This is a genomic window from Streptomyces sp. NPDC092045 (genome assembly GCF_044756005.1).
Taxonomy (GTDB): Bacteria; Actinomycetota; Actinomycetes; order Streptomycetales; family Streptomycetaceae; genus Streptomyces.
In genome coordinates this window covers 1-25,086 of sequence record NZ_JBIVSC010000016.1, presented here as the reverse complement: position 1 = coordinate 25,086, position 25,086 = coordinate 1, and the positions used below count along the sequence as shown (strand labels likewise).

At 72.3% G+C, this 25,086-nt stretch carries 24 protein-coding genes and 1 rRNA gene; 17 read left to right on the top strand and 8 right to left on the bottom strand.

Translation table 11 applies throughout. The features are described from left to right. The first annotated feature begins 184 nt into the window (after window positions 1–184). The 7 genes from ACIQKA_RS26920 (at window position 185) to pstB (ending at window position 8,431) form a co-directional block, all read left to right on the top strand. Window positions 185–2,413, top strand: coding sequence for an RNA degradosome polyphosphate kinase (locus ACIQKA_RS26920; protein WP_383151791.1), 2,229 nt, complete (start codon window positions 185–187; stop codon window positions 2,411–2,413). Continuing rightward, window positions 2,400–3,383, top strand: a complete 984-nt coding sequence (locus ACIQKA_RS26915; RefSeq protein WP_383151792.1) for a CHAD domain-containing protein — start codon at window positions 2,400–2,402, stop codon at window positions 3,381–3,383. Before ACIQKA_RS26920 ends, ACIQKA_RS26915 begins: the two co-directional genes overlap by 14 nt. Then, window positions 3,380–3,796 (top strand): NUDIX hydrolase, encoded by a 417-nt coding sequence (locus ACIQKA_RS26910; protein WP_402542652.1) that lies wholly within the window; start codon window positions 3,380–3,382, stop codon window positions 3,794–3,796. The genes ACIQKA_RS26915 and ACIQKA_RS26910 overlap by 4 nt, the downstream gene beginning before the upstream one ends. Window positions 3,797–4,304: 508 nt before the next feature. Then, a complete protein-coding gene (pstS, locus tag ACIQKA_RS26905; RefSeq protein ID WP_383151794.1) occupies window positions 4,305–5,447 on the top strand; it encodes a phosphate ABC transporter substrate-binding protein PstS in 1,143 nt (380 codons plus the stop codon). A gap of 111 nt (window positions 5,448–5,558) precedes the next feature. Further along, the gene (gene pstC / locus ACIQKA_RS26900; protein ID WP_383151795.1) at window positions 5,559–6,533 is read left to right on the top strand and encodes a phosphate ABC transporter permease subunit PstC; all 975 of its coding nucleotides are present in this window, start codon (window positions 5,559–5,561) and stop codon (window positions 6,531–6,533) included. Beyond that, complete coding sequence (gene pstA, locus ACIQKA_RS26895) at window positions 6,530–7,603, top strand: phosphate ABC transporter permease PstA (protein WP_383151796.1); 1,074 nt, start codon at window positions 6,530–6,532, stop codon at window positions 7,601–7,603. The genes pstC and pstA overlap by 4 nt, the downstream gene beginning before the upstream one ends. A gap of 51 nt (window positions 7,604–7,654) precedes the next feature. Further along, a complete protein-coding gene (gene pstB / locus ACIQKA_RS26890; protein ID WP_383151797.1) occupies window positions 7,655–8,431 on the top strand; it encodes a phosphate ABC transporter ATP-binding protein PstB in 777 nt (258 codons plus the stop codon). Between the two features lie 122 nt (window positions 8,432–8,553). Here pstB and ACIQKA_RS26885 read toward each other — a convergent pair whose 3' ends face one another. Continuing rightward, window positions 8,554–9,552: an anion permease gene (locus ACIQKA_RS26885; RefSeq protein ID WP_383151798.1), complete on the bottom strand. Its 999-nt coding sequence runs from the start codon at window positions 9,550–9,552 to the stop codon at window positions 8,554–8,556. A 6-nt stretch (window positions 9,553–9,558) separates the two neighbouring features. Beyond that, window positions 9,559–10,179 (bottom strand): DUF47 family protein, encoded by a 621-nt coding sequence (locus ACIQKA_RS26880; RefSeq protein ID WP_365548667.1) that lies wholly within the window; start codon window positions 10,177–10,179, stop codon window positions 9,559–9,561. 192 nt (window positions 10,180–10,371) lie between these two features. On the opposite strand from ACIQKA_RS26880, the gene ACIQKA_RS26875 reads away from it, so the two are divergent. Further along, window positions 10,372–10,737 carry a metal-sensitive transcriptional regulator gene (locus ACIQKA_RS26875; protein ID WP_383151799.1) on the top strand — a complete coding sequence of 122 codons (366 nt, stop codon included), beginning with the start codon at window positions 10,372–10,374 and terminating at the stop codon, window positions 10,735–10,737. A gap of 34 nt (window positions 10,738–10,771) precedes the next feature. Here the strand turns inward: ACIQKA_RS26875 and ACIQKA_RS26870 are convergent, their stop codons facing one another. Together ACIQKA_RS26870 and ACIQKA_RS26865 are read right to left on the bottom strand one after the other, a co-directional pair. After that, the gene (locus tag ACIQKA_RS26870; RefSeq protein WP_383151800.1) at window positions 10,772–10,960 is read right to left on the bottom strand and encodes a hypothetical protein; all 189 of its coding nucleotides are present in this window, start codon (window positions 10,958–10,960) and stop codon (window positions 10,772–10,774) included. A gap of 163 nt (window positions 10,961–11,123) precedes the next feature. Continuing rightward, a complete protein-coding gene (locus tag ACIQKA_RS26865) occupies window positions 11,124–11,966 on the bottom strand; it encodes a hypothetical protein (RefSeq protein WP_383151801.1) in 843 nt (280 codons plus the stop codon). Window positions 11,967–12,086: 120 nt separating this feature from the next. On the opposite strand from ACIQKA_RS26865, the gene ACIQKA_RS26860 reads away from it, so the two are divergent. Continuing rightward, entirely contained in the window at window positions 12,087–12,254 is a 168-nt protein-coding gene (locus ACIQKA_RS26860) for a hypothetical protein (RefSeq protein ID WP_383151802.1), read from the top strand. 136 nt (window positions 12,255–12,390) lie between these two features. Here the strand turns inward: ACIQKA_RS26860 and ACIQKA_RS26855 are convergent, their stop codons facing one another. Together ACIQKA_RS26855 and ACIQKA_RS26850 are read right to left on the bottom strand one after the other, a co-directional pair. Beyond that, complete coding sequence (locus ACIQKA_RS26855; protein ID WP_383443956.1) at window positions 12,391–13,122, bottom strand: phosphatase PAP2 family protein; 732 nt, start codon at window positions 13,120–13,122, stop codon at window positions 12,391–12,393. A 206-nt stretch (window positions 13,123–13,328) separates the two neighbouring features. After that, the gene (locus tag ACIQKA_RS26850; RefSeq protein WP_383151817.1) at window positions 13,329–14,288 is read right to left on the bottom strand and encodes an NlpC/P60 family protein; all 960 of its coding nucleotides are present in this window, start codon (window positions 14,286–14,288) and stop codon (window positions 13,329–13,331) included. Window positions 14,289–14,748: 460 nt separating this feature from the next. Between ACIQKA_RS26850 and ACIQKA_RS26845 the strand changes: the two genes are divergently transcribed. The 6 genes from ACIQKA_RS26845 (at window position 14,749) to ACIQKA_RS26820 (ending at window position 22,059) form a co-directional block, all read left to right on the top strand. Then, window positions 14,749–15,057, top strand: a complete 309-nt coding sequence (locus tag ACIQKA_RS26845; RefSeq protein WP_351972632.1) for a hypothetical protein — start codon at window positions 14,749–14,751, stop codon at window positions 15,055–15,057. 102 nt (window positions 15,058–15,159) lie between these two features. After that, entirely contained in the window at window positions 15,160–15,996 is an 837-nt protein-coding gene (locus tag ACIQKA_RS26840; RefSeq protein ID WP_383151805.1) for a hypothetical protein, read from the top strand. Beyond that, on the top strand, window positions 15,986–17,296 hold the full coding sequence (locus ACIQKA_RS26835; RefSeq protein ID WP_383431447.1) for a hypothetical protein: 1,311 nt from the start codon (window positions 15,986–15,988) through the stop codon (window positions 17,294–17,296). Before ACIQKA_RS26840 ends, ACIQKA_RS26835 begins: the two co-directional genes overlap by 11 nt. After that, entirely contained in the window at window positions 17,293–18,846 is a 1,554-nt protein-coding gene (locus ACIQKA_RS26830) for an SCO6880 family protein (protein WP_383151807.1), read from the top strand. The genes ACIQKA_RS26835 and ACIQKA_RS26830 overlap by 4 nt, the downstream gene beginning before the upstream one ends. Window positions 18,847–18,866: 20 nt before the next feature. Then, the gene (locus ACIQKA_RS26825) at window positions 18,867–20,261 is read left to right on the top strand and encodes an ATP-binding protein (RefSeq protein ID WP_383151808.1); all 1,395 of its coding nucleotides are present in this window, start codon (window positions 18,867–18,869) and stop codon (window positions 20,259–20,261) included. Between the two features lie 49 nt (window positions 20,262–20,310). Further along, window positions 20,311–22,059: a type VI secretion protein gene (locus ACIQKA_RS26820; protein WP_402542648.1), complete on the top strand. Its 1,749-nt coding sequence runs from the start codon at window positions 20,311–20,313 to the stop codon at window positions 22,057–22,059. Window positions 22,060–22,163: 104 nt separating this feature from the next. On the opposite strand, the gene ACIQKA_RS26815 is transcribed toward ACIQKA_RS26820, so the two are convergent. Further along, entirely contained in the window at window positions 22,164–22,727 is a 564-nt protein-coding gene (locus ACIQKA_RS26815) for a GNAT family N-acetyltransferase (RefSeq protein WP_390110459.1), read from the bottom strand. Between the two features lie 242 nt (window positions 22,728–22,969). Between ACIQKA_RS26815 and ACIQKA_RS26810 the strand changes: the two genes are divergently transcribed. Further along, window positions 22,970–24,223 carry a sensor histidine kinase gene (locus ACIQKA_RS26810; RefSeq protein WP_402542646.1) on the top strand — a complete coding sequence of 418 codons (1,254 nt, stop codon included), beginning with the start codon at window positions 22,970–22,972 and terminating at the stop codon, window positions 24,221–24,223. Window positions 24,224–24,258: 35 nt separating this feature from the next. Beyond that, window positions 24,259–24,933 carry a response regulator gene (locus ACIQKA_RS26805; protein ID WP_383431455.1) on the top strand — a complete coding sequence of 225 codons (675 nt, stop codon included), beginning with the start codon at window positions 24,259–24,261 and terminating at the stop codon, window positions 24,931–24,933. 61 nt (window positions 24,934–24,994) lie between these two features. On the opposite strand, the gene rrf is transcribed toward ACIQKA_RS26805, so the two are convergent. Then, window positions 24,995–25,086: ribosomal RNA gene (gene rrf, locus ACIQKA_RS26800) — 5S ribosomal RNA — on the bottom strand; the annotation flags it as partial.

Here is a 25,086-nt window from a genome sequence, read left to right as displayed (position 1 = left end):
GGGGCCCGCACACGGCCCCGCCCCCGATTCCCGTACGACATGTCGTCGTTACCGGCCATTCAGAAGCGCTTGCGACGCTCACGCAATGAAGCGCTCCGTGTCCGGCCTCCCCAAAGGGAGGCTCCCCTCCCCCGCGGCCCGCTCCGACGCGCCCGAGCAGCCCCTCGCGCGGAAGAATGGGGTCATGAGCCAGCAGCCCGCCGAGGTCCCGGTCCGGTCCTCCGCCACGCCGTCGTCCTCCGCCCCCCTCGGTTCCACAGCCGCGCACCGCCCGCAGACGGCCACCGACACGGATTCCGGTCCGGTCACCGATCCCGACGCCCACGAGAGCGACGGCGCGCTCGGCGACGAGCTGCCGCAGGGGCGGTTCCTCGACCGGGAGCGCAGCTGGCTCGCGTTCAACGAACGCGTCCTCGAACTCGCCGAGGACCCCGCGACGCCCCTCCTCGAACGGGCGAACTTCCTCGCGATCTTCGCCTCGAACCTCGACGAGTTCTTCATGGTCCGGGTCGCCGGACTCAAGCGCCGCATCGCCACCGGCGTCGCCACCCGCTCCGCCTCCGGCCTCCAGCCCCGCGAGGTCCTCGACCTGATCTGGACCCGCTCGCGCGAGCTCATGGCCCGGCACGCCGCCTGCTACCAGCAGGACGTGGCCCCGGCCCTGGCCGACGAGGGCATCCACCTGATCCGCTGGCCCGAGCTCACGGAGAAGGAGCAGGCCCGGCTCTTCACCCTCTTCCGCCAGCAGATCTTCCCCGTCCTCACCCCGCTCGCCGTCGACCCCGCCCACCCCTTCCCGTACATCTCGGGGCTCTCGCTCAACCTCGCCGTGGTCGTGCGCAATCCGGTCAGCGGCCACCGCCACTTCGCGCGCGTGAAGGTGCCCCCGCTGCTCTCCCGCTTCCTGGAGGCCTCCCCGCAGCGGTACGTCCCCCTGGAGGACGTCATCGCCGCGCACCTGGAGGAGCTGTTCCCCGGCATGGAGGTGCTCGCGCACCACATGTTCCGGGTCACCAGGAACGAGGACCTGGAGGTCGAGGAGGACGACGCCGAGAACCTGCTCCAGGCCCTGGAGAAGGAGCTCATGCGGCGCCGCTTCGGCCCGCCGGTCCGCCTGGAGGTCGAGGAGTCCATCGACCCGTACGTCCTCGACCTGCTCGTGCGCGAGCTGAAGGTCTCCGACGCCGAGGTCTACCCGCTGCCCGGCCCGCTCGACCTCACCGGCCTCTTCGGGATCTCCGGACAGGACCGGCCCGAGCTGAAGTACCCGACGTTCGTCGCCGGCACCCACCGGGACCTCGCCGAGGTCGAGTCCGCGTCCGCGCCGGACGTCTTCGCCGCGCTGCGCGAGCGGGACGTGCTCCTGCACCACCCGTACGACTCCTTCTCCACCTCCGTCCAGGCCTTCCTGGAGCAGGCGGCGGCCGACCCGGACGTCCTCGCGATCAAGCAGACGCTGTACCGGACCTCCGGCGACTCCCCGATAGTGGACGCCCTCATCGACGCCGCCGAGTCCGGCAAGCAGGTCCTCGTCCTCGTCGAGATCAAGGCCCGCTTCGACGAGCAGGCCAACATCAAGTGGGCGCGCAAGCTGGAGGAGGCCGGCTGCCACGTCGTCTACGGCCTCGTCGGCCTCAAGACCCACTGCAAGCTGTCCCTGGTGGTGCGCCAGGAGGGCGAACTCCTCCGCCGGTACTCGCACGTCGGCACCGGCAACTACCACCCCAAGACGGCCCGGCTCTACGAGGACCTCGGCCTGCTCACCGCCGACCCGCAGGTCGGCGCGGACCTCTCCGACCTGTTCAACCGGCTCTCCGGCTACTCGCGGCGCGAGACCTACCGGCGCCTGCTGACCGCCCCGAAGTCGCTGCGGGACGGCCTGGTCTCCCGGATCACCAAGGAGATCGCCCACCACCGCGCCGGACGGCCCGCGTACGTGCGGATCAAGGTCAACTCGATGGTCGACGAGGCCGTCATCGACGCCTGCTACCGGGCCTCGCGGGCCGGCGTCCCCGTCGACATCTGGGTCCGCGGCATCTGCGCCGTGCGGCCCGGGGTCGCCGGGCTCTCCGAGAACATCCGGGTCCGCTCCGTCCTCGGCCGCTTCCTGGAGCACTCCCGGGTCTTCGCCTTCTGCAACGGCGGCGAGCCCGAGGTGTGGTTCGGCAGCGCCGACATGATGCACCGCAACCTGGACCGCCGGATCGAGGCCCTCGTGCGGGTCTCCGACCCGGCGCACCGGGCGGCCCTCATCCGGTTCCTGGAGACCGGGATGTCCGACACCACCTCCTCCTGGCACCTCGGCCCGGACGGGAACTGGACGCGGCACGCGACCGATCCCGAGGGACGGCCCCTGCGGCACGTCCAGGAGATGCTCATCGACGCGCGGAGGCGCAGGCGTGCACAACCCTGACCAGTCGCAGGACGTCACGGCGGGCGAGGCCCTGTCCCCGTACCTCCACGCGCGGGCCGCGGACTTCCTCCGCGGCCTGCGCCTGCACGGCGAGAGCGGCTCCGACACCGCCGGCGCGGAGGAGGCGGCCCGCACGCTGCGGGCCGCCGCCCGGCGGATCGGCGCCACCCTCCACACCTTCCGGCCGCTGCTCGACGGCCCCTGGGCCGACGAACTGCGCACCGAGCTGGCCTGGCTCTCGGGCACCCTGGCCGTGGAACAGGCCTGCACCTCGCGCCTGGTCCGCCTGGTGGACGCGCTGTCCCGCCTGTCGAACGGCGGCGGGCCCGTGCCCGCCGCCCGCGGCAGCGAGTCCGCCGGACTCTCGGTCGGCGCGGCCCGGGCCGGCGCCCTCCTGGAGCGCCAGCTCACCCTGGCCCGTACGCGCGCCCACTCGGCCGCCCTCCAGGCCCTCGGCTCCGCCCGCTTCCACGCGGTCGCGGACGCCGTCGCCCTCCTCGCCTCGGAGGTCCCGCTCGGACCCGCCTCCGCCGCGCCCGCCGCCGAGGTCCTGGACGCCTCCGCCTCGGTGGCCGAAAGACGCCTCCTGGACGCGGTCGCCGCCCTGCCGCTGACCCGGGCGGCCCACCCGTACAACGCCGAGGCCCTCGCCCTCGCCGCCGGCGAGACCCAGGACGCGCCCTGGCACCAGACCCGGCTGCTGCTGCGGCTGCACCGGTACGCCACCGAGGCCCGGCACGCCCGGAGCGAACCGGACCCCGTCCTGTACGAGGCGGCCCGCGCCCTGGACCGGCACCGCGACGCCGCCGAGGCCGCGTCGGCCGCCGCCACCGCCGCCCGCACCCCCCGGATCGCCCCGGCGACCGCCTACGCCCTCGGCGTCCTCCACGCCGACCAGCGCCACGAGGTCGAGGCGGCCCGCTTCGCCTTCCAGCGCGCCTGGCGCAGAACGACGGCCCCGGTCCCATGAACTCCCACGAGACCCCGGTCCTGGCGGCGGGCTGCGTCCTGTGGCGCCCGTCGCCCTCGGGGCGGGGGATCGAGATCGCGCTGGTCCACCGGCCCAAGTACGACGACTGGTCGCATCCGAAGGGCAAGCCGAAGCGCGGCGAGACGGCGGAGGAGTGCGCGCTGCGCGAGGTCCTGGAGGAGACGGGCCGCCACTGCGTGCTGGGCACCCGCCTGTCCACGGTCCGCTACACGGTGGCGGGCCGCCCCAAGGAGGTCTCCTACTGGTCGGCCCGCGCCCTCGACGGCGACTTCACCCCGACCCGCGAGGTCGACGCCCTCCTCTGGCTCCCCCCGCCCCGGGCCCGCCCCCGCCTGACCCGGCCGAGGGACCGCGACCTCCTGGACGAGGCGTTGGCGACGACCCGCTTCTGAAACGCCCCACCACACGGCGGGCCCACCCCCGAGGCGCCCCTGACCGCGACCGGCCCACCCCCGAGGCGCCCCTGACCGCGACCGGCCCACCCCCGAGGCGGCCCCACCCCGCGACCGGCCCACCCCGGGGTGACACCCCCACGCGACCGTCCCGCCGCCGACGGCGAGCACCGCCCACGGGAAGACCCGCACCTCTGCCCTCCCACCCGCACGGGCGGTGCGGGTGGGAAAACCCTCCCGGCCGGAGGCCGGAAACACCCCGACCGCGGTCAGCCACCCCGCGCCTCCACCCCGCCGCCGCCCGCCCGAGGGCCCCGCACCCGGCCTTCCGGCACGGTTCACTTCCCGTTCACCCTCCCCCGTCGGCGGCTTCACCTGTTCTGCCTAATTTCGGCCTTACGAGGTGCTCGGAGCACAGCGAAGCACCCGCCAAACCGACACACGCCGCCGTAGAACGTTCAGGACACTCGGTCCGCGACAAGGCGGCTCCTGGAAGGAACACCCGAAAGTGAAGCTTTCGCGCAAGAACGGGCTTCGCGCCTCCGCGATCGGTGCCCTCGTCGTCTCCGGCGCCCTGGTCCTCTCGGCGTGTGGCTCGGACAACAACGCGGACACCCCGGCCAAGGGCGACGGCACCAAGTCCTCGGCCGCCGCTTCCAACGTCGCCTGCGAGGGCGCCAAGGGCCAGCTCCTGGCCGCCGGCTCCAGCGCGCAGAAGAACGCGATGGACCTGTGGGTCAAGAACTTCCAGGCCGCCTGCTCCGGCGTCGAGATCAACTACCAGGCCATCGGTTCCGGCGGCGGCATCACCAAGTTCAACCAGGGCCAGGTCGCCTTCGCCGGCTCCGACTCCGCGCTGAAGGAGGAGGAGGTCACCGAGTCGCAGAAGATCTGCAAGGGCGGCAAGGGCGTCAACCTGCCCATGGTCGGCGGCCCCATCGCCATCGGCTACAAGCTGGAGGGCGTGGACAACCTGGTCCTGGACGCCCCCACCATCGCCAAGATCTTCGACAACAAGATCACCAAGTGGAACGACGAGGCGATCACCAAGCTGAACCCGGGCGCCAAGCTCCCCGGCTCCACCATCCAGGCCTTCCACCGCTCCGACGAGTCGGGCACCACCCAGAACCTGGGCAAGTACCTCTCGACCGCCGCCGCGGCCGACTGGAAGCACGACCCGAAGTCGAAGTCGTGGCCCGCCCAGGGCGGCCAGGCCGCCAACGGCTCCTCCGGCGTCGCGACCGCCGTCAAGGACGCCGAGGGCTCCATCGGCTACTTCGAGCTCTCGTACGCCACCGCGAACAAGATCTCCACGGTCAGCATCAACACCGGTGCCGCCGCCCCGGTCGCCGCCTCCTCGGAGAACGCCTCCAAGGCCATCGCCGCCGCCAAGGTCAAGGGCACCGGCAGCGACCTGGCCCTCTCCCTCGACTACGCCACCAAGGCCGAGGGCGCCTACCCGATCGTCCTCGTCACGTACGAGATCGCCTGCGACAAGGGCAACAAGGCGGAGACCCTGCCGACCCTGAAGGCCTTCCTCAACTACACCGTGAGCGAGGAGGGCCAGAAGGTCCTCGCCGACGCCGGCTACGCCCCGCTCCCGGCCGAGATCGCCGCCAAGGTCCGCACGATCGTCCCCACCCTGTCCTGACCCCCGGCCGGGCCGGCCCCTGACCTCCCGTGGAGGGGCCGGCCCGGCATCCGGTGCACCGCCGCCAGGAGCCCGTACACCCCGTACCGGCCCCGCAGACCGGAGAAGCAGATGGCCACCACCACACCAGAGCTCAAGAGGAGCCGGAGCGCCAAGAGCGCCTCCCGCCCCGGGGACCGCGTCTTCAGCGGACTCTCCCGAGGCTCCGGCATCACCCTCCTCGTCATCATGGCCGCGATCGCGGTCTTCCTCAGCTACCGCGCCGTCCTCGCCATCTCGAAGGACAGCACCAACTTCTTCACCACCTTCGAGTGGAACCCGGCCGGTGACCCGCCGGTCTTCGGCATCGCCGTCCTCGCCTTCGGCACCGTCGTCTCGTCGGTCGTCGCGATGGTGATGGCCGTGCCGGTCGCGATCGGCATCGCGCTCTTCATCTCGCACTACGCCCCGCGCAGGCTCGCCAAGCCGCTCGCGTACGTCGTCGACCTGCTCGCCGCCGTGCCCAGCATCATCTACGGCCTCTGGGGCGCGATCTTCCTCGTCCCGTACCTGGCCGGCCTGAACGAGTGGCTCGACCAGTACCTCGGCTGGACCTACGTCTTCGACAAGTCCCAGGACGGCGTCGCCCGCAACCTCTTCACCGTGGGCATCCTCCTGGCGATCATGATCCTCCCGATCATCACCAACGTGACCCGCGAGGTCTTCCTCCAGGTCCCGAAGATGCACGAGGAGGCCGCCCTCGCCCTCGGCGCCACGCGCTGGGAGGTCATCCGCATGTCGGTGCTGCCCTTCGGCCGCTCCGGCATCATCTCCGCCTCCATGCTGGGCCTCGGCCGCGCGCTCGGCGAGACCATGGCCGTCGCCGTGGTCCTCTCCCCCAGCTTCCTCATCTCGGGCCACCTGCTCGACCCGGGCGGCGGCACCTTCGCCCAGAACATCGCCGCCAAGTTCAACGAGGCCAACGAGTTCGGCCGGGACGCCCTCATCGCGTCCGGTCTCGTCCTCTTCGCCATCACCCTGCTCGTCAACGGCGCGGCCCGCTGGATCATCGGCCGCCGCAAGGAGTACTCGGGGGCAGCGGCATGAGCCACGCCATTCAGGACCGTCCGCTCTCGGTGGCCCCGCGCCGCGGATCCCTCTCCCACGCCCGGCTGCCCCGCTGGACCCCGGCGGCCGTCGCCGCCGGCTCGATCCTCGTGGGCGTCGGCACCGGCCTCGCCGCCGGCTGGCACAGCAAGGTCCAGTGGGGCCTGGTCTCCGCCCTGCTCTTCGTCCTCGTCACGTACGCCCTGACCAGCAAGGTCGAGGGCAGCCGCCAGGCCAAGGACCGCGTCGCCACCAGCCTCGTCTGGGTCTGCTTCGTCCTCGCCGTCGTCCCGCTGCTCTCCCTCGCCTGGGTCACGGTCAGCAAGGGCATGGCCGTCCTCGACGGCTACTTCCTGACCCACTCGATGAACGGCGTCCTCGACGCCGAGGCCGGCGGCGGCGTCTACCACGCGCTGCTCGGCACCATCGAGCAGGTCGGCATCGCGACCCTGATCGCCGCGCCGATCGGCCTGCTGACCGCGGTCTACCTCGTCGAGTACGGCGGCGGGAAGCTCGCCCAGGCCGTCACCTTCTTCGTCGACGTCATGACCGGCATCCCGTCGATCGTCGCCGGCCTCTTCGTCCTCGCCACCTGGAACCTGATGCTGGGCTTCGGCCCCTCCGGTTTCGCCGGCGCGATGGCCCTCGCCATCCTGATGATGCCGGTCGTGGTCCGCTCCACCGAGGAGATGCTCAAGCTCGTCCCGAACGAGCTCCGCGAGGCCTCCCTCGCCCTCGGCATCCCCAAGTGGCGCACGATCCTGAAGGTGGTCCTGCCCACCGCGATCGGCGGCATCACCACGGGCGTCATGCTCGCGGTCGCCCGCATCACCGGCGAGACGGCCCCCGTCCTGCTCCTCGTGTTCGGTACGAAGCTCATCAATCCGAACCCCTTCGAAGGCGCCCAGTCCTCCCTGCCGCTCTACGTGTACGAGCAGTACGCGGTCGGCACCGACGCCGCCGTGGCCCGCGCCTGGGCCGCCGCGCTCGTCCTGATCGCCTTCGTCATGATCCTCAACCTGGTGGCCCGCGGCATCGCCCGCTGGAAGGCCCCGAAGACCAGCCGCTAAGCATCTGACATGCGGCTGACGCCGCGTGGCGGCAATAAGGAAGTGATCCCCATGGCCAAGCGAATCGACGTCAGCGGCCTCTCCGCCTACTACGGCGCCCACAAGGCGATCGACGACATCTCGATGACCGTCGAGCCCCGCTCCGTGACGGCCTTCATCGGCCCCTCCGGCTGCGGCAAGTCCACCTTCCTGCGCACCCTGAACCGCATGCACGAGGTCACCCCCGGCGGCCGCGTCGAGGGCAAGGTGATGCTGGACGACGAGAACCTGTACGGCGCGAACGTCGACCCGGTCGCGGTGCGCCGCACGGTCGGCATGGTCTTCCAGCGCCCGAACCCCTTCCCCACCATGTCGATCTTCGACAACGTGGCGGCGGGCCTGCGCCTCAACGGCAGCTACAAGAAGTCGCAGCTCAGCGACGTCGTGGAGAAGTCCCTCAAGGGCGCCAACCTCTGGAACGAGGTCAAGGACCGCCTCAACAAGCCGGGCTCCGGCCTCTCCGGCGGCCAGCAGCAGCGCCTGTGCATCGCCCGCGCCATCGCGGTCGAGCCCGACGTCCTGCTGATGGACGAGCCCTGCTCGGCCCTCGACCCGATCTCCACCCTCGCGATCGAGGACCTGATCGGCGAGCTGAAGGAGCGCTTCACGATCGTCATCGTGACGCACAACATGCAGCAGGCCGCCCGCGTCTCCGACCGCACCGCCTTCTTCAACCTGGCGGCCGTCGGCCAGCCCGGCAAGCTGATCGAGCTGGACGACACGGAGCGCATCTTCTCCAACCCGAGCGTCCAGGCGACCGAGGACTACATCTCCGGCCGCTTCGGATAGCCCCCTCAGTTCCATGCGGCTCCGCCGCGTGGCGTCCTGCGGTGCTGCATGGCGGTGCCACCGCACGACGAAGGGCCCGGCTCCCCCACAAGGGGAACCGGGCCCGTTTCCGTACGGAAGCACTACCCGAAGCAGATCCTCACCACGTAGAAGCTCAGCGCGGCGACCACCGCCGCGGCCGGCATCGTGATGAACCAGCCCAGGATGATGTTCTTGGCGACGCCCCAGCGGACCGCGTTGACGCGCTTCGTCGCGCCCACGCCCATGATCGCGGAGGTGATGACGTGCGTGGTCGAGATCGGCGCGTGGAACAGGAACGCCGAGCCGAACATGATCGACGCGCCCGTGGTCTCCGCCGCGAAGCCCTGCGGCGGGTCCAGCTCGATGATCTTGCGGCCGAGGGTCCGCATGATGCGCCACCCGCCCGCGTACGTGCCGAGCGACAGCATCACCGCACAGGCGATCTTCACCCACACCGGGATGTCGTCGCCGGCCTCCTGCACGTCGGCGATGACCAGGGCCATCACCACGATGCCCATCGTCTTCTGGGCGTCCTGGAGGCCGTGGCCGAGCGCCATGCCGGCCGCCGACACCGTCTGCGCGATGCGGAAGCCGCGCTTCGCCTTGTGCGGGTTGGCCTTGCGGAAGATCCACATGATCGCGCACATCACCAGGTAACCGGCCACGAGGCCGACCACCGGCGAGACGAACATCGGGATGACGACCTTGTCGAGCACCCCGCCCCAGATCACCTCGGTGCCGCCGGCGAGCGCCGCGCCCACCATGCCGCCGAACAGGGCGTGCGAGGAGGAGGACGGCAGACCGAAGTACCAGGTCACCAGGTTCCAGATGATCGCGCCCACGAGCGCGGCGAAGAGGATGCCCATCCCCTTGTCGCCGGTGGGGGTCTCGATGAGCCCCTCACTGACGGTCTTGGCGACCCCCTGGCCCATGAAGGCGCCCGCGAGGTTCATCACCGCCGCCATCGCCAGGGCCGCCCGGGGCGTCAGCGCCCGGGTCGACACCGAGGTGGCGATGGCGTTGGCGGAGTCGTGGAATCCGTTCGTATACGTGAAGCCGAGCGCGACACCGATGGTCACGATCAGAGCGAAGGTGTCCACGAAGCCTCAGGACTCCTTGACCGCGATGGTCTCCACCGTGTTGGCCACGTGCTCGAACGCGTCGGCCGCCTCTTCGAGGACGTCCACGATCTGCTTGAGCTTCAGCACCTCGATGGCGTCGTACTTGCCGTTGAAGAGCTGGGCGAGCAGCTTGCGGTGGATCTGGTCGGCCTGGTTCTCCAGACGGTTGACCTCGATCCAGTACTCGGTGAGGTTGGACATCGTCCGCAGGTTCGGCATCGCCTCGGCGGTCAGCTCCGCCGCCCGCGCCAGGACCTCGATCTGCTGCTCGACGCCCTTGGGGAGCTCCTCGACGTTGTAGAGGACGACCAGGTCGACGGCCTCCTCCATGAAGTCCATGATGTCGTCGAGGGACGAGGCCAGGGAGTAGATGTCCTCGCGGTCGAACGGCGTGATGAAGGAGGAGTTGAGCTGGTGGAAGATCGCGTGGGTGGCGTCGTCGCCGGCGTGTTCCGCTGCCCGCATCCGCTCCGCGATCTCGGCCCGGGCGGAAGGCTCCGCCCCGAGCAGTTCCATCAGGAGCTTCGAGCCCGTGACGATGTTGTCCGCGGACGCGGCGAACATGTCGTAGAAGCTCGTCTCCCTGGGGGTCAGACGAAATCGCACGTGAGGTCCTCGGGGTGCTGGGTTGGGTCAGGCTGATGCTAGGCGCATCATCCGGCCACGGCTAACCGGCGTCCTCTCAGTGTCGCCCATCAGGCACAGTGATCTGCACGGGCCCCCGCCCGGTTCGGCGGGGATCGGTACCATATACCCACGAGGGGTATACACCCCCTTTCTGGACAACGGGAGGACGCGATGACGACCACCGAGGCGGACCAGGTCACCCCCGAGCCCGCCGAGGCCGTCGGGACCGCCGCGCCGGCCGGCCACGAGCACGGCGTGCACGGCTACCACAAGCAGAAGGACGAGCACCTCAAGCGGCTCCGGCGGATCGAGGGCCAGATCAGGGGCCTCCAGCGGATGGTCGACGAGGACGTCTACTGCATCGACATACTCACGCAGGTCTCGGCCTCCACGAAGGCGCTCCAGTCCTTCGCGCTCCAGCTCCTGGAGGAGCACCTGCGGCACTGCGTCGCGGACGCGGCGGCCAAGGGCGGCGACGACGTCGACGCCAAGGTCGAGGAGGCCACGAAGGCGATCGCCCGCATGCTGCGCACCTGAGGCGCCGGGGGGTCGGCCGGAAATCGCCGTTCGCTCAGCAGCCGCGCGCGGTCGGTTCCGCCGCCACCCTGAGCACCTCGTCTATCCGGTCGGCGCTGAGCCGCTCCCCGTCGGCGGCGGCGGAGGCGGCGATGATGAGCTCGCCGCACAGCTCTATCTCGGCGAGGGCGACGCGCTCCTGGTCTGCGGGCACGGTCGCGGTACCGGGCGGGGCCACGCGCATCCACCTCTTCCTGCCGGCGTCGGTCTCCCAGCGGTCTCCCAGCGTAGGGACGGTGCCACGCACCGCGCATGACACGTCTGGACCATTTGCCGATGGCCCGCGCCACCGTCGCCCGAGGTGGGCGGGCCCTCCGCCCGTACGGGGTCCCGGCCCGCCCCTCCCCTCAGGTCTCGACCTTCCCGTCGTAGAGGTCCCGGCGGTCCGGCAGCACGACCCGGACGGGGACCCCGAAGCCGTACAGGAGCGTGGTCGACGCGACGGCGACCGTGCGGCCCTGGTTGCTGAAGCTGAACCGGTGGCGGACCTTCCGCAGCCGCCCCTCCCCGTCCAGGTACGCGTCGAAGGGCACCGCGCGGTCGGAGAACCCTTTCGCCGCCGCGGCGAGCGCCCCGCGCAGCTGCGGCGACGCGGCCCGGGCCGCGTGCGCGATGTCGGCGACCCCCCGGTAGTGGCCGACCTTCACCCCCGCGAGGTCCACCTCGCCGACGTACGCGACCTCCCGGACCCCCCGCAGCAGTTCGGCCGCGGCGGCCGGGTCGGTGGCGCCGCCCGTGACGAGGTTCCCGTCGTCCAGGGCCGTGGTGTCGACGCGGACCCACTTGTCGGCGGGCACCCCGGCCCCGCGGTTCTTCATGTAGAGGGCGCCGGGGGTGAGGAGTTCGGTGATCGGCCGGTGGCCGCTCGTGCCGGCCGGGTCCCTGGGCAGCACCACCTGGAGGTGGCCGGTCCGGCGCCGGAAGTCGTAGCCGCCCTCGCCCCGGATGGTGACCCGGGTCCCGCCCGAGGCCATCTCCATGGCGGTGCTGGCCTTGGCGGTGCCGGCCCTCGCCAGCGCGTCGGCGGCGCCCCGCACGGCGAGCGCGGGATCGGCCGCGGGCCTGGGGTCCGGGGGCGCGGCGCACCCGGAGGCCGCGGCGGACCCGACGAGGGAGCCGACCAGGACGACGGTGGCGGCGAACGCCCCGCTCCCCCGGCCCTGCGGACGCCCGTGCTCCTGCACCACCATCGTCTGCCAACCCCCGTGCCTCGCCGCTGTCCGTACGGGACCGCCTCGCCCCCGGCCCGGGGGCGTCCGTTCCGGATAACGACGGTCCGGGCGAGCCGTCACGCGCAGTACGGTGGTCGCGTGCACGCGGAGGCTTCCCCCCACACCACCACCACGACGGAACGCGGCTCGTTCGCGCTGGCGCGCTGCAGCTGCGGCTGGTCGGGCCCGGCCCGCAGATCGAGGGACCGGGCGCGCACGGACGCGGCGGACCACTCCCGCACGGCGACGGACCCGGAGGGGTCCTAGCGACGGACCCGGAGGGGTTCCAGACGACGGGCCCGGAGGGATTCCAGGACGGACCCGGAGGGGGCCTAGCGACGGACCCGGAAGGGCCTTGGGCCGACGGACCCGGAAAAACCCCTCGGGGCCGCCTCACCCGCCGTCAGGCGGCCAGGTCCTTGCGGTCCTTGCGGCCGGTCCCGGCGGACGCTCCGCCGACGAGGGGCTCGGGGATGTCGACCGTCTCCGGAAACCGCGCCGTGCCGGCCCGCCGGGAGCGGACGAGGCGGGCGCCGCGGCCCGAGCGGGCGACGGCGGAGACGACCGGGGTCAGCAGGGCGAGCGCGAGCGGGGCGAGGAGCAGCGCCACCGCCGTGCCGAGGGCGAGGCCGCCGATGACGTCGGTCGGGTAGTGGACGCCCATGTAGACCCGGGCGAAGCCCTCGGCGAGGGCGAGGCCGATCGCGGCGAGCCCGAAGCCCCGGTGGGCGACGAAGAGGCCGACGGCGAGGGCCATCGCGAGGGTGGCGTGGTCGCTGACGAAGGAGAAGTCGGTCTTCCCCCCGACGAGGACCTCCAGGCCCCGGTGGTCCACGAAGGGGCGGGGGCGCTCGACGAAGCCCCGGATGGGGATGTTCACCAGGAGGGCGGTCCCGGCGGCCAGCGGGGCCCAGACGAGGCCGGCGACGGCCGAGACGGAGTCGGTGAGGGTGCCGCGCCGGCGGACGCTCCACCAGCACCCGAGCACGGTGAGGACGATCGCGAGCACGATCCCGTACTCGCCGACGTACGCCATGACGCGGTCGAACCACGGCGGAGCGGCCTTGGCCAGTCCGTTGATGTCGTAGAGCAGGCTGACATCGGGGTTCGAACCGTCCGATGCGAGTACAGCCATCTGCTGCGGCCCCTTGCTCTCGTTGTCTGCGGTTTCCAACCCCCGTGGTCAGAGCGGTCGGATCAGGGAACGAACCGCCCGAGGCGTGCGTTCCGCTCTCTCCGGTGGATCATGACGACGTTATCGAAGAGTGACGGCCCGCCGCAGCTCAGGGCCTGTGCATGACGGAGAGTTCCGGCCATGTCCCGTACGCCCCGAACGCCTCCCTACGTCTGCGGCGGATGCGTGGGCAGGGCGGCGGCGCCCTCCGGGGTGACCCGGGTGGCGCCGAAGTAGTCCGGGGTGTCGATCCGGTCGAAGCGGATCACCGCCCCGGTCCGCGGCGCGTTGATCATGTAGCCGCCGCCGACGTAGACGCCGACGTGCCGGATGGCCCGCGAGTCGGTCAGGTCGTCCGAGAAGAAGACCAGGTCCCCGGGGAGCAGCTCCTCGCGCGAGGGGTGCGGCCCGGCGTTGTACTGGTCGTTGGCGACGCGCGGGAGCCGGATGCCGACGGTGTCGTACGCGGCCTGGGTGAGCCCGGAGCAGTCGAACCGGCCGTTCTGCGCGGCCGTGCCCGTACCGCCCCAGAGGTAGGGGGTGCCGAGCTTCTGCTGCGCGTAGTGGATCGCCCCTGCGGCCTGCTGGGACGGGTCGACGCGGCCGAGGGGCCGGGCGAAGCTCTTCTCCAGGGACTTGATGATGCGGACGTAGTTCCGGGTCTCGCTGATGGGCGGCACGCCGCCGTGCCGGATCACCCGGTACGCGCCCGCGTTGTACGCGGCCAGCATGTTGCTCGCCGGGTCCCCGGGCACGTTCCTCACGTACTTGGCGAGCTCGCAGTCGTACGAGGCGGCCGACGGGATCGCGTCCTTCGGGTCCCAGATGTCCCGGTCCCCGTCGCCGTCCCCGTCGATGCCGTGGCTGGCCCAGGTGCCGGGGATGAACTGGGCGATGCCCCGGGCGTCGGCCGGGGAGACGGCCCGCGGGTTCCAGCCGCTCTCCTGGTAGAGCTGCGCGGCGAGCAGCGCCGGGTTGATGGCGGGGCAGAGGTTCCCCCACCGCTGCACGAGCCCCTGGTAGAGGGCCGGGACGGCGCCCTTGGCGAGCCCCACGGTGCCGTTCTTCCCGCTGCCCGCGCCGGCGGCGAGGCCCGAGGCCGCGGAGTACGTGCCGACGACGAGCATGGCCACGAAGGCCAGACAGACCCCGAAGGCCCCGCCGGCCACCAGCCACGCCCTGCCCGCCCTACGGCCCGCCCTACGCACCGTCAACCACCCCTCGGCCCATGGCAGTACGCCCCGACGGGTCAGTCTAGGCGGCGAGGGGCTCCCTGGGGACGGTGCGCGACGACCTCGTCACGCGCGCCGCGCGTGCGCCCGCCCGTCGGACGCCCCAAGAGTGGAACAACGACGATCATTGCCCGGAGTCACCCTCCGTGATACACAGAGTGACCATACGCTTCTTCACGCGGAAACCGGCCACACCACCGCAGGTCAAGGCGGTCAGACCGGTCAAGTGTGCGGGGATCGGGTAAAGAGAGCCGCCAAGCAGTCACACGCGAGCGGTTTCATCAGCGAAGATAGGGCGATGACCCGTGCCGTCCGGGAGGGGCGGCCAACAACCCATACAGGGGCGGTGAGTTACATGTACCTGGCGGCCAACAAGGGCGACATCACCACCATTATCGGTGGAATCGCCCCGAACTGGGGGCCCTTCGGGAGCCTGGGCAACGAAGCCAAGGTGATGATCGAGGTCGTGATGGCCGTGGCCATCCTGCTCTGCCTGGGCATCGCCATCTGGGGCGCGGCCAAGCAGCGCATCGGCGCGACCGCCCTCCGCGACACGTTCAGCGCGGAACAGGGCAAGGGCCTGATCGTGGCCGGCCTGACCGGCGTCTTCATCATCGGCTCGCTGGGGACGCTCTTCACCATCGTCTACGGGATGGCCGTCTGACGTCCCGTCGGACCCGTCCCCCGAAACCGCCCACCCGAACCTGATGCCCAGTCCTGTTGAAGCACGGCCGTACCCGCGAACGAGTGAGGGGGCGTACCCGGCATGAGTCCCGGTGACGAGCACGACAGCTTCGGCGGCGTGGGCGGCTCGGGCCAGACCCGGACCCGCCTGCCCGAGGGCAACAGCGGCGACGTGTACGGCGCCGGGCGCCGCCCCGTCCGCACCTCCCGCTCCCTCGTCACGGTCGTGGGCGTGGTGGTCCTCCTCATCGGCGCCATCGCCCTCGCCAACCGCGGCGGGGGCGACCCGGCGGACCCGTCGGCCCCCCGCGCGGGCACCCCGGGCAGGACGGCCCCCACGACGGCGACGGGCGTCCCCCCGGTCACGGGCGGGAACGGCCCGGTCCCCACGGGCTACGCCCACGACGAACAGGGGGCGCAGAGCGCGGCGACGAACTACGCGGTGGCGCTGGGGTCGGCGGCGATGTTCCAGCAGGCGTCCCGCCACGACATCGTCCGCGCCGTCTACGCCCCGGCGGTCGTGGACGGCGTCCTGAAGACGCTGGACGCCACCTACTCGGCCGCCCTCGCGAAGAGCGCGGGACTCGACGCGAACGGCGTCGCTCCCACCGGCACGACCCTGGTGTCCCGCACGGTGCCGATCGGCACCAGGGTCCGGGAGTACACCGAGAACACGGCGACGGTCGAGGTGTGGTGCGCCAACCTGGGCGGCCTCGCCGGCGCGGACTCGACCAGGCCCGTCACCTCCACCTGGTTCACCGTCACGGAGAAGCTCACCTGGGTCGGCGGGGACTGGCGCCTGGAGTCCTCCAGCCAGAGCGACGGCCCCACCCCGGTCAACGGCGACAACCGCGCCTCCACCGCCGACGAGATCGCCGAGGCGGTCGAGGGATACGGAGGGTTCACCTATGCCCGCTAGTCGAAGCCTGGCGGGCCGCGCGACGGCCGCGCTCACCGTCGCCCTCCTCGGCGCGCCGTTCCTGTTCGCGTCCCGCGCCCAGGCGGCCCCCACCCCGACCCCGTCGCCCACGCCGTCTCCCAGCGCGAGCGACAACCCGTGCGCCCTCATCGTGGGAGAGGCCCGGGACCTGTGCGAGAAGGGCCAGTCCACCGGGACCGGCACGGCCCCCGCCCCCGACCCGACCGCCGCCCTCGACCCCCTCACCTCACTCTCCCGAGGCTTCGCCGACGCCGCCGTAGCCACCCTCGACTACCTCTCCAAGGCCGTCAAGGAGACCGCCGACGTGGACTTCACCAACATGGAGTTCCTCGGCCGCTACGCCGTCGTCTTCGCCGCCTCCACCGTCCTCACCCTCCTCCTCTGGCTCCTCGCCGTCGCCAAGCGCGCCATCCGCGGCGTCCCCCTCACCACCGCGCTCTCCGAAGCCATCGGCTTCCTCTGGCTGACGGTCCTCGCCTCCGCCTTCACCCCCCTGATCCTCTACACCGTCGTCAACGCCACCGACGCCGTCACCGAGGTCATCGCCTCCGGCACCGGACAGCAGACCGACGTCTTCTTCGGCAGCTTCAAACAGGCCCTCCAGAAGGGCGACAGCATCGGCGGCGGCCCCATCATGCTGATCATCGTGTCCCTGGTGACCGTGATCGCCGCCGGCGTCCTCTACCTGGAACTGTTCCTCCGCGCCGTCATGCTGTACGTCGGCGCCCTCCTCGGCGTCGTCGTCTACTCCGGCCTCGTCGACAAGAACATGTGGGGCCACGTCCGCCGCTGGGCCGGCATCATGATCGCGGTCATCATGGTCAAGCCGGTCATCGTCATCGTCCTCGGCCTCGCCGGCGCCCTCTCCTCCGGCACCGGCCCGGACTCCTTCTCCGCCGTCGTCTCCGGCCTCGCGATCATCCTGCTGGCCATCTTCGCCTCCGCGATGATCTACCGCTTCGTCCCCGGCTTCGGCGACGAGATCGCCGCCTCCCGCAACAACCGCCTCCACCGCGCGGGCGAGAACACCGCCGCCGCCGTCATCTCCTCCCCCGCCTCCCTCGTCTCCCAGGGCATCAAGACCCACAGCAGCCGCGGCGACGGCGGCGGCCAGTCCTCCGCGGCCCCCCGCCCCGCCAACCAGCTCTCCGGCGGCATGGCCGCCCACAGCGGCCGCGGCGGCGGGGGCGCGACGCCGCCCCCGGCCCCCCGCAGCAGCAGCCCCACCGCCGGAACCCCGCACAGCAACCGCAAGAACTCTGGAGGTGCAGGGCGTTGACGACCCAGTCCCAGCCGGTCGCGCCCCGCCGCACGTATCTCGTCGGCCGCGCCCGGCCCAACGCGATCGTCGGCAAGAACCGCGAGACCGGCGAGATCGCCCTGATCATCGTCGGCGCCTTCCTCGGCATGATGAGCGGACTCCTCGTCCCCCTCCTCCCCCTGCGGATCGCGCTCCTCGCGGGCCTGCCCATGCTCGCGATCGCCGCCGTGTACCTCCCGTACAAGGGCCGCACGTTCTACAAGTGGTTCGAGATCAACCGCAGCTACAAGCGCATGCTCAAGCGCGGCACCGCCTACCGCTCCTCCGTCGTCGAGGCCGGCACCCGCCTCGACGGGCGCGAGGTCGAGATCGGCCCGCCCCCCGGCATCGGCCGCGTCGGCTGGCTCTCCGCCCCCTTCGGACCCGACGAGATCGCCGTCCTCCTCCACGCCGACCGCCGCACCGTCACCGCCGCCATCGAGATCGAGGGCCCCGGCGTCGGCCTGCGCGACAGCGAGGACCAGGAGGCCCTGGTCGACCGCTTCGGCACCCTCCTCAAGCACGTCGCCAACGGCGACGGCTTCGTCACCCGCCTCCAGATGCTGGCCCGCACCCTCCCCGCCGACCCCGACGCGCACGCCAAGGACGTCGGCCAGCGCGGCGACCCGCACGCGCCCGCGTGGCTCATGGAGTCCTACGACCAGCTCCAGTCCATGGTCTCCACCTCCAGCGAGCAGCACCGCGCCTACCTCGTCGCCTGCATGCACTACACCCGCGAGCTCGCCGCCGAGGCCAACGCCATGGCCCGCGCCGCCCGCCACGCCTCCGGCGCCCGCCGCCTCGACCGCGACGCCGGCCTCGCCGTCGTCATGGCCCGCGAGCTCACCGACATCTGCGCCCGCCTCGCCGAGGCCGACATCCGCGTCCGCCAGCCCCTCGGCCAGTCCCGGCTCGCGTCCCTCGTGCACTCCATGTACGACCCGGACCACCCCATCGACCACATCCAGGCCATGACGAAACGAAACGCCTGGCCGGCCGAGCTGGACGCGGTGGAACCGACGTACCTCCAGGCCAAGACCCGCGAGTCCTCCACCCGCGCCCCCTGGTGCCACGCCACCGCCTGGGTCAAGGAGTGGCCGATGACCCCCGTCGGCGTCAACTTCCTCGCCCCGCTCCTCGTCCACACCCCCGACGTCATCCGCACGGTCGCCGTCACCATGGACCTGGAGCCCACCGAGGTCGCCATCGAGCGCATGCTCACCGAGAAGACCAACGACGAGGCCGACGCCAGCCGCGCCGCCAAGATGAACCGCACGGTCGACCCGCGCGACATCGCCGCCCACGGCCGGCTCGACCAGCGGGGTGAAGATCTCGCCAGCGGCGCTGCCGGGGTGAACCTCGTCGGGTACATCACGGTGTCGTCGCGTTCCCCCGAGGCACTCGCCCGGGACAAGCGCACGATCAGGGCCTCCGCCGGCAAGTCGTACCTGAAGCTGGAGTGGTGCGACCGCGAGCACCACCGGGCCTTTGTGAACACCTTGCCGTTCGCGACCGGCATCCGCCGCTAGGGCCGAAGGGGCACAGACCCATGCGAGATCCGCTGTCCGTCCTCACCGACGCCTTCACCTCCTTCCTCTTCGGGAAGGTGGAGACGACCCGCCTGCCCGTCCGCACCTCCACCGGACAGGCCCAGGCCGTCTACCTGCCGACCGCGGCCCCCGGCCTCGGCGACTCCGGCGTCATCATCGGCCGCGAGGTCTACAGCGGTAAGGGCTACATCTACGACCCCTTCCAGCTCTACGGGCAGCAGCTCCCCGCCCCCCACTGGCTGGTGCTCGGCGAGTCCGGCAACGGCAAGTCGGCCCTGGAGAAGACGTACGTGCTCCGCCAGCTCCGCTTCCGGGACCGGCAGGTCGTCGTCCTCGACGCCCAGGGCGAGGACGGCGTCGGCGAGTGGAACCTGATCGCCCAGGAGCTGGGGATAACCCCCATCCGCCTGGACCCGATGGTCGCCAACGACGCCGGGATCCGCCTCAACCCGCTCGATCCGTCGATCACCACCACGGGCCAGCTCGCACTGCTGCGCACCATCATCGAGGTGGCGATGGGCCACGGCCTCGACGAGCGCTCCGGCTTCGCCCTCAAGGTCGCCCACGCGTACGTGAACAACCACGTCACCGACCGGCAGCCGATCCTCACCGACATCGTCGAGCAGCTCCGCCACCCCAAGGCCGAGTCCGCCGAGGCGATGAACGTCGCCATAGACGACGTACGGGCCTGGGGCCTGGACGTCGCCCTCGTCCTGGACCGCCTGGTCGACGGCGACCTGCGCGGCATGTTCGACGGCCCGACGACCGTCGGCATCGACCTCGACGCGCCCCTGATCGTCTTCGACCTCTCCCACATCGACCGCAACTCCATCGCCATGCCGATCCTCATGGCGATCGTCGGCGTCTGGCTGGAGCACACCTGGATCCGCCCCGACCGGAAGAAGCGCATCTTCCTGGTCGAGGAGGCCTGGCACATCATCAACAGCCCGTTCGTGGCCCAGCTCTTCCAGCGCCTCCTCAAGTTCGGCCGACGCCTCGGCCTGTCCTTCGTCGCGGTCGTCCACCACCTCTCCGACGTCGTCGACGGAGCGGCGGCGAAGGAGGCGGCGGCGATCCTCAAGATGGCCTCGACCAGGACCATCTACGCCCAGAAGGCCGACGAGGCCCGCAACACCGGACGGGTCCTCGGCCTGCCCCGCTGGGCGGTCGAGATCATCCCGACCCTCACCCCCGGCATCGCGGTCTGGGACGTCAACGGCAACGTGCAGGTGGTCAAACACCTCATCACCGAGAAGGAACGCCCGCTCGTCTACACCGACCGCGCCATGACCGAGTCCTCGGTCACCGACCCGGAACTGGAGTGGGAGACGGAGCAGCGGGCCCTGCTCGTCGAGCAGCAGATGAACGGCTCCTCGCAGTCGACGGTGGCGTAGGCGGGACGGGCGGGGCCCGGCGAGGCGAAGCACGAGGCAGGTGGGACGGATGAGTCGGACGGACGCGGCGCGGAAGGGCGGCGGGGGGATCTCGGACGGGCTGCTGCTCAGCCTGTTCCCCCTCCTCCTCTGCCTCACGGTCCTGGTGTGGACGGCGACCGGCCTGGCGGGCCTGTTCGCCCACGGGTCCTGGCCCGACGGCGTCGCCCTCACCGGCACGCCGCCGGCCCTGCGCTCCCTGGTGACGGCCCCGACGGACCTCCCGGCGGCCTGGCCGGCCGCCCCGCCGGACCAGCTCTCGGGGTACGGCCTCTTCTGGGGCCTCCTGATCGGCGAGGCGATGGTCCTCCTCGTCCTCGCGGTCTTCGTCCTGGGCACGGTGACCCGCTGGCGCGCGGTCCGCGCCCACCGGAAGGCGGGCGCGTACGGGCCGCCGACAGCCGCTCCCGTACGGAAGCCGGCACGGACCCTCCGGAAGCCGGTGGGGGACGCTCCCGGGGCCGTACGGAACGGAGAACCGCATCCGGTACGGGACGAACACCCGCATCCCGTACGGGACGAAGGCCCGCCCCCTCCCGTGCGGCACCACGACCACTCCCGCCCGGCGAGCGACCCGGCCCCCGCCGCACCGCACTTCGCCGCACCGGCCCCCACGGACACGACAGCCGTCGAGGCGTCCTTCCGGACCCCCGCCGCCGCAGGCGCGGCCCCCGCAGCCCCGCCCGAGCCGCACACCCGAGAACCCGCCCCCACACCCCTGGGCCCCGTACGGGAGACCCCGAGGCCGCTCCTCGCCCCGGCCGAACCGCAGATCCCCCCGCAGCCCCGCCCCGCCCTCGACCCCATGACCGCCCACGCGGCCCCCGCGGGGTCCGGCACGCTCTTCGGCCCGCCCGAGGTCCGCCGGCCCGCCGCCGTCCGGGCGGTGCGGGACGCCGAGGGCCCGGTCCTCGTCGTCACCTCCGACCCCGCCGTCTGGTCGGAGACCAAGGACGCGCGCGGCAAGCTCGGCCCGGTCCTCGTCTACGACCCCGGCCACCTCTGCGACACCCCGGGCCGGCTCCACTGGTCGCCCGTCGAGGGCTGCGAGGACGCGGAGACCGCCCAGGTCAGGGCCGCCGCCCTGCTCGCCCCGGTCCGCCCGCACTCCCGGCTCGACGCGGCGACCGCCGACACCGCGGAAACGCTCCTGCGCTGCTGGCTGCACGCGGCGGCCGTCGGCGGGCGCCCCTTCCGGCAGGTGCACCGCTGGGCCCAGGGCTCCGACGCCCACGAGCCCGTACGGGTCCTCCGCAGCCATCCCAGGGCCGTGTCCGGTCTGGCCGGACTGCTCGAATCCGCCCTGACCGCGCACCCCGAAAGCCGCCGCCTGGCACAGGAGCTGACGGCCCGTGCGTTCTCGGCGTTCTCCACGGTCCACATCAGGGAGGCCTGCACACCGAATCGAACGGATTCGCTGGCCCTGGCATCTTTCCTCCCCGAAGGGGGCACCCTCTACGTGGTGGGTGAATCGATCGAGGACCCCCGCACCCGCCCCGGCGCGATGCCGCTCCTGACGGCGCTCGCCGCAAGCGTGGTCGAGCACGGCCGCCGCATGGCCGCACGGTCATCCGACGGTCGGCTCGACCCACCACTCACCCTGGTGCTCGACGACGTCGCCGCCGTCGCCCCGTTCCCCGCGCTCCCGGCCCTCCTGGCCGACGGCGAAGTCCGGGGCCTGCCCACCCTGGCCCTGATGCGCTCCCGCGAACAGGCCAGGTCCCGCTGGCCGAACGACGCCCTGACGCCACGGGGTTAGGCCGGCTCCCCACGGGGCGAGAACCGGTCCACGGGGCGAGAGCCGGTCCACGAGATGAGAGCCGGTCCACGGGGCGAGAGCCGGTCCGCGGGGTGGGAGCCGGTTCAGGAGACGGGCCGCTCCACCGCGTACTCCACCTCTTCCGCCGAGTCGCTCCCCGGCACCGCCACCCGCTCGCCCGTCGGCGCGAACCCGAACCGCCGGTAGAAGGCAGCCGCCCGCGCGTTCTCCTCGTGCACGTACAGCCGCACCCGCTCGACCACCGGATCCGCCAGCGACCAGGACCACTCCACGCCCGCCCGGAACAGCGCGTCGATCACGCCGGTCCCGCGCGCCTCGGGACGCACGTACACCCCCACGACGTGCGTCTGGTCGACCTTCGCCGCCTCGCCGAACCGCACCTCGTCCGAGGGCCGCTCCACGAGCAGCGTGATCGTGCCCGCCCAGGAGCCGTCCGGCCGCTCGGCCACGAACTGCCGCACCTTCCCGGCACCGCTCTCGGACGAGTCCTCCGCCCGCTCCCGCCAGAAGGAGTCCGGCCGCTCGACGGCCGCCCCGTACGTATCGAGGAACGCCAGGTGCGCGACCGGATCGCGGAGGGCGGCGAGACGGATCTCGCGGGCCTTCTCCCACTCGTCGGCGCGGATGACACGTATCAGACAGTCCATGGCCCCGATCCTGACGACGGACGCACGCGTCCGGCAAGGCATTTCCGAAGCCGCACGCCCCGCCCCCGCGTCGTACCCCGGTACTACGCCCGGCCCCCGCACACCACCCCGGTCCGACGCCCCGCCCCTCCCCGCCTCCTAGCGTCGAAGCCGTGCCCCGGGCAGAGCACCCACCCAGCGGTACGAGGGAAGGACCGCCGCCCCGTTGCCCAAGTGCCGGGACGTACGAGGAAGATGACGACGTGACGACGGAGACGGAAGAACGCCCGGGCGGAGCCACGGACACGGTCCTCAGCCGCCACGTCCACCGCCTCCTCACGCGCGTGCGGGCCTTCGACGCCCGCCACCCCTGGCCGTGGGACACGGCGGTGACGTCCTGCTGGGCGGTGGCCTCGCTCGTGGACGCGGCGGGCGGCTGGCGGAACACCGCCCCGGACCCGACCCTTCCGGCCTGGTTCGTGACCGCCCTCGGCCTGGCCCTGACCGTGCCGCTGTACTGGCGCCGCCGCCACCCCGTGGCCGCCCTGGCCGCGATGGCGGGCGCGGCGTTCGTCAGCGACGCCTCGGGCGCCTTCCTCCAGGCCTCCTACCTCCAGCTGCTCCCGGTCTTCCACATCGCGCTGCTCCGCCCGCCCCGCGCGCTCCTGTGGGCCCTCGCCCTGCTCCTGCCGCCGCTGGTGACGGGAGCCGTCCGCTTCGCCCCGGGCAGCTGGGACCAGCGGGTCGTCCCCGCCCTGTGGGCGTACGCGCTCGTCGCCCTCCTCGGCGTCACGGTCCGCTCCCGCAGGGACCACACGGCGGGCCTCGTCGACCGGGCCCGCCGCCTGGAGACCGAGCGCGACCAGGAGGTCCGGCTCGCCGCGGCGGCCGAACGGACCCGCATCGCCCGCGAGATGCACGACATCATCGGCCACAACCTCTCGGTCATCACCGGTCTCGCGGACGGCGGCCGGTACGCGGCGGCCAAGAACCCCGAGCGCGCCGCCCAGGCCCTCGACGCGATCGGCACGACGAGCCGCGAGGCCCTCGCCGACCTGCGCCGTCTCCTGGGGGTCCTGCGCGACGACGAGCAGGAGGCGGTACGGGACCCCCAGCCGACCCTGGCGGACCTGGACGCCCTGCTCACCGGCGTACGCGAGGCGGGCCTGCCGGTCCTGTGCGACACCCGGGCCGAACCACCCGCCCGAGCCCTGTCCCCGGGCGTCCAGCTGACGGTCTACCGGGTGGTGCAGGAGGCCCTGACGAACACCCTCAGGCACGCGGGCCCCGAAGCGAGGGCGACCGTGCTCCTCGCGTACGCCGCCGGGGAGGTGCGGGTGGAGGTCACGGACACGGGCACGGGCGCCGCCCGCGCCCCCGGGGGCCGGGGCCAGGGCCAGGGCCTCACCGGAATGCGCGAGCGCGCGGCCCTCTACGACGGCACACTCGACTGCGGCCCGCTGCCGGCCGGCGGCTGGGCCGTCCGGCTCCGCATCCCCCTGCGCACCGCCCTCTGACCCAACCGCCCACCGCCTCCCGGGAGATCCCCCTCGTGACGACCGTTCTCATCGCGGACGACCAGCCGATGCAGCGCTTCGGCTTCCGCATCCTGCTGGAGAGCCAGGACGACATGACGGTCGTCGGCGAGGCGTCGAACGGCGCCGAGGCGATCCGCCTGGTCGACTCCCTCCGCCCCGACGTCGTCCTGATGGACATCAGGATGCCGGGTCTGGACGGCATCGAGGCGACCCGCCGCATCATCGCCACGGGAGCCCGCTCCCGCGTCCTGATCGTCACCACCTTCGACCTGGACGCGTACGCGTACGACGGCCTGCGCGCCGGCGCCAGCGGCTTCCTGGTGAAGGACGCCCAGCCGGAGGAGCTCCTCGCCGGCATCCGCGCGGTGGCCGCCGGCGACGCGGTCGTCGCCCCGAGCCTCACCCGCCGCCTCCTGGACGCCTACATCCACCACCTGCCGCGGGAGGCCCCCGCGGAGGCGCCCGGCGGCCCGGAGGACCCCCGCCTCGCCGCCCTGACCGAGCGGGAACGCGAGATCCTCACGGTCATCGGCCGGGGCTGGACGAACACCGAGATCGCCACCCGTCTCCACCTCGCGGAATCCACGGTGAAGACCCACGTGAGCCGCATCCTCGCCAAGACGGGCGCCCGCGACCGCGTCCAGGCGGTCATCCTGGCGTACGACACCCAGCTCGTCGCGCCGGCCTGAAAAGGCGGGTGAACGCAGAAAAGCCCCGCACCATGAGGTGCGGGGCTTTCCCACAATGATTGTTCGGCGGTGTCCTACTCTCCCACAGGGTCCCCCCTGCAGTACCATCGGCGCTGAAAGGCTTAGCTTCCGGGTTCGGAATGTAACCGGGCG

What these genes read in the sequence shown, in the direction of transcription:
- ACIQKA_RS26920 (WP_383151791.1), top strand. Translation starts at nt 185, where the DNA reads ATGAGCCAGCAGCCCGCCGAGGTCCCGGTCCGGTCCTCCGCCACGCCG.
- ACIQKA_RS26910 (WP_402542652.1), top strand. Translation starts at nt 3,380, where the DNA reads ATGAACTCCCACGAGACCCCGGTCCTGGCGGCGGGCTGCGTCCTGTGG.
- pstC (WP_383151795.1), top strand. Translation starts at nt 5,559, where the DNA reads ATGGCCACCACCACACCAGAGCTCAAGAGGAGCCGGAGCGCCAAGAGC.
- pstA (WP_383151796.1), top strand. Translation starts at nt 6,530, where the DNA reads ATGAGCCACGCCATTCAGGACCGTCCGCTCTCGGTGGCCCCGCGCCGC.
- pstB (WP_383151797.1), top strand. Translation starts at nt 7,655, where the DNA reads ATGGCCAAGCGAATCGACGTCAGCGGCCTCTCCGCCTACTACGGCGCC.
- ACIQKA_RS26875 (WP_383151799.1), top strand. Translation starts at nt 10,372, where the DNA reads ATGACGACCACCGAGGCGGACCAGGTCACCCCCGAGCCCGCCGAGGCC.
- ACIQKA_RS26870 (WP_383151800.1), bottom strand. Translation starts at nt 10,960, where the DNA reads ATGCGCGTGGCCCCGCCCGGTACCGCGACCGTGCCCGCAGACCAGGAG.
- ACIQKA_RS26865 (WP_383151801.1), bottom strand. Translation starts at nt 11,966, where the DNA reads ATGGTGGTGCAGGAGCACGGGCGTCCGCAGGGCCGGGGGAGCGGGGCG.
- ACIQKA_RS26855 (WP_383443956.1), bottom strand. Translation starts at nt 13,122, where the DNA reads ATGGCTGTACTCGCATCGGACGGTTCGAACCCCGATGTCAGCCTGCTC.
- ACIQKA_RS26850 (WP_383151817.1), bottom strand. Translation starts at nt 14,288, where the DNA reads ATGCTCGTCGTCGGCACGTACTCCGCGGCCTCGGGCCTCGCCGCCGGC.
- ACIQKA_RS26845 (WP_351972632.1), top strand. Translation starts at nt 14,749, where the DNA reads ATGTACCTGGCGGCCAACAAGGGCGACATCACCACCATTATCGGTGGA.
- ACIQKA_RS26840 (WP_383151805.1), top strand. Translation starts at nt 15,160, where the DNA reads ATGAGTCCCGGTGACGAGCACGACAGCTTCGGCGGCGTGGGCGGCTCG.
- ACIQKA_RS26835 (WP_383431447.1), top strand. Translation starts at nt 15,986, where the DNA reads ATGCCCGCTAGTCGAAGCCTGGCGGGCCGCGCGACGGCCGCGCTCACC.
- ACIQKA_RS26825 (WP_383151808.1), top strand. Translation starts at nt 18,867, where the DNA reads ATGCGAGATCCGCTGTCCGTCCTCACCGACGCCTTCACCTCCTTCCTC.
- ACIQKA_RS26820 (WP_402542648.1), top strand. Translation starts at nt 20,311, where the DNA reads ATGAGTCGGACGGACGCGGCGCGGAAGGGCGGCGGGGGGATCTCGGAC.
- ACIQKA_RS26815 (WP_390110459.1), bottom strand. Translation starts at nt 22,727, where the DNA reads ATGGACTGTCTGATACGTGTCATCCGCGCCGACGAGTGGGAGAAGGCC.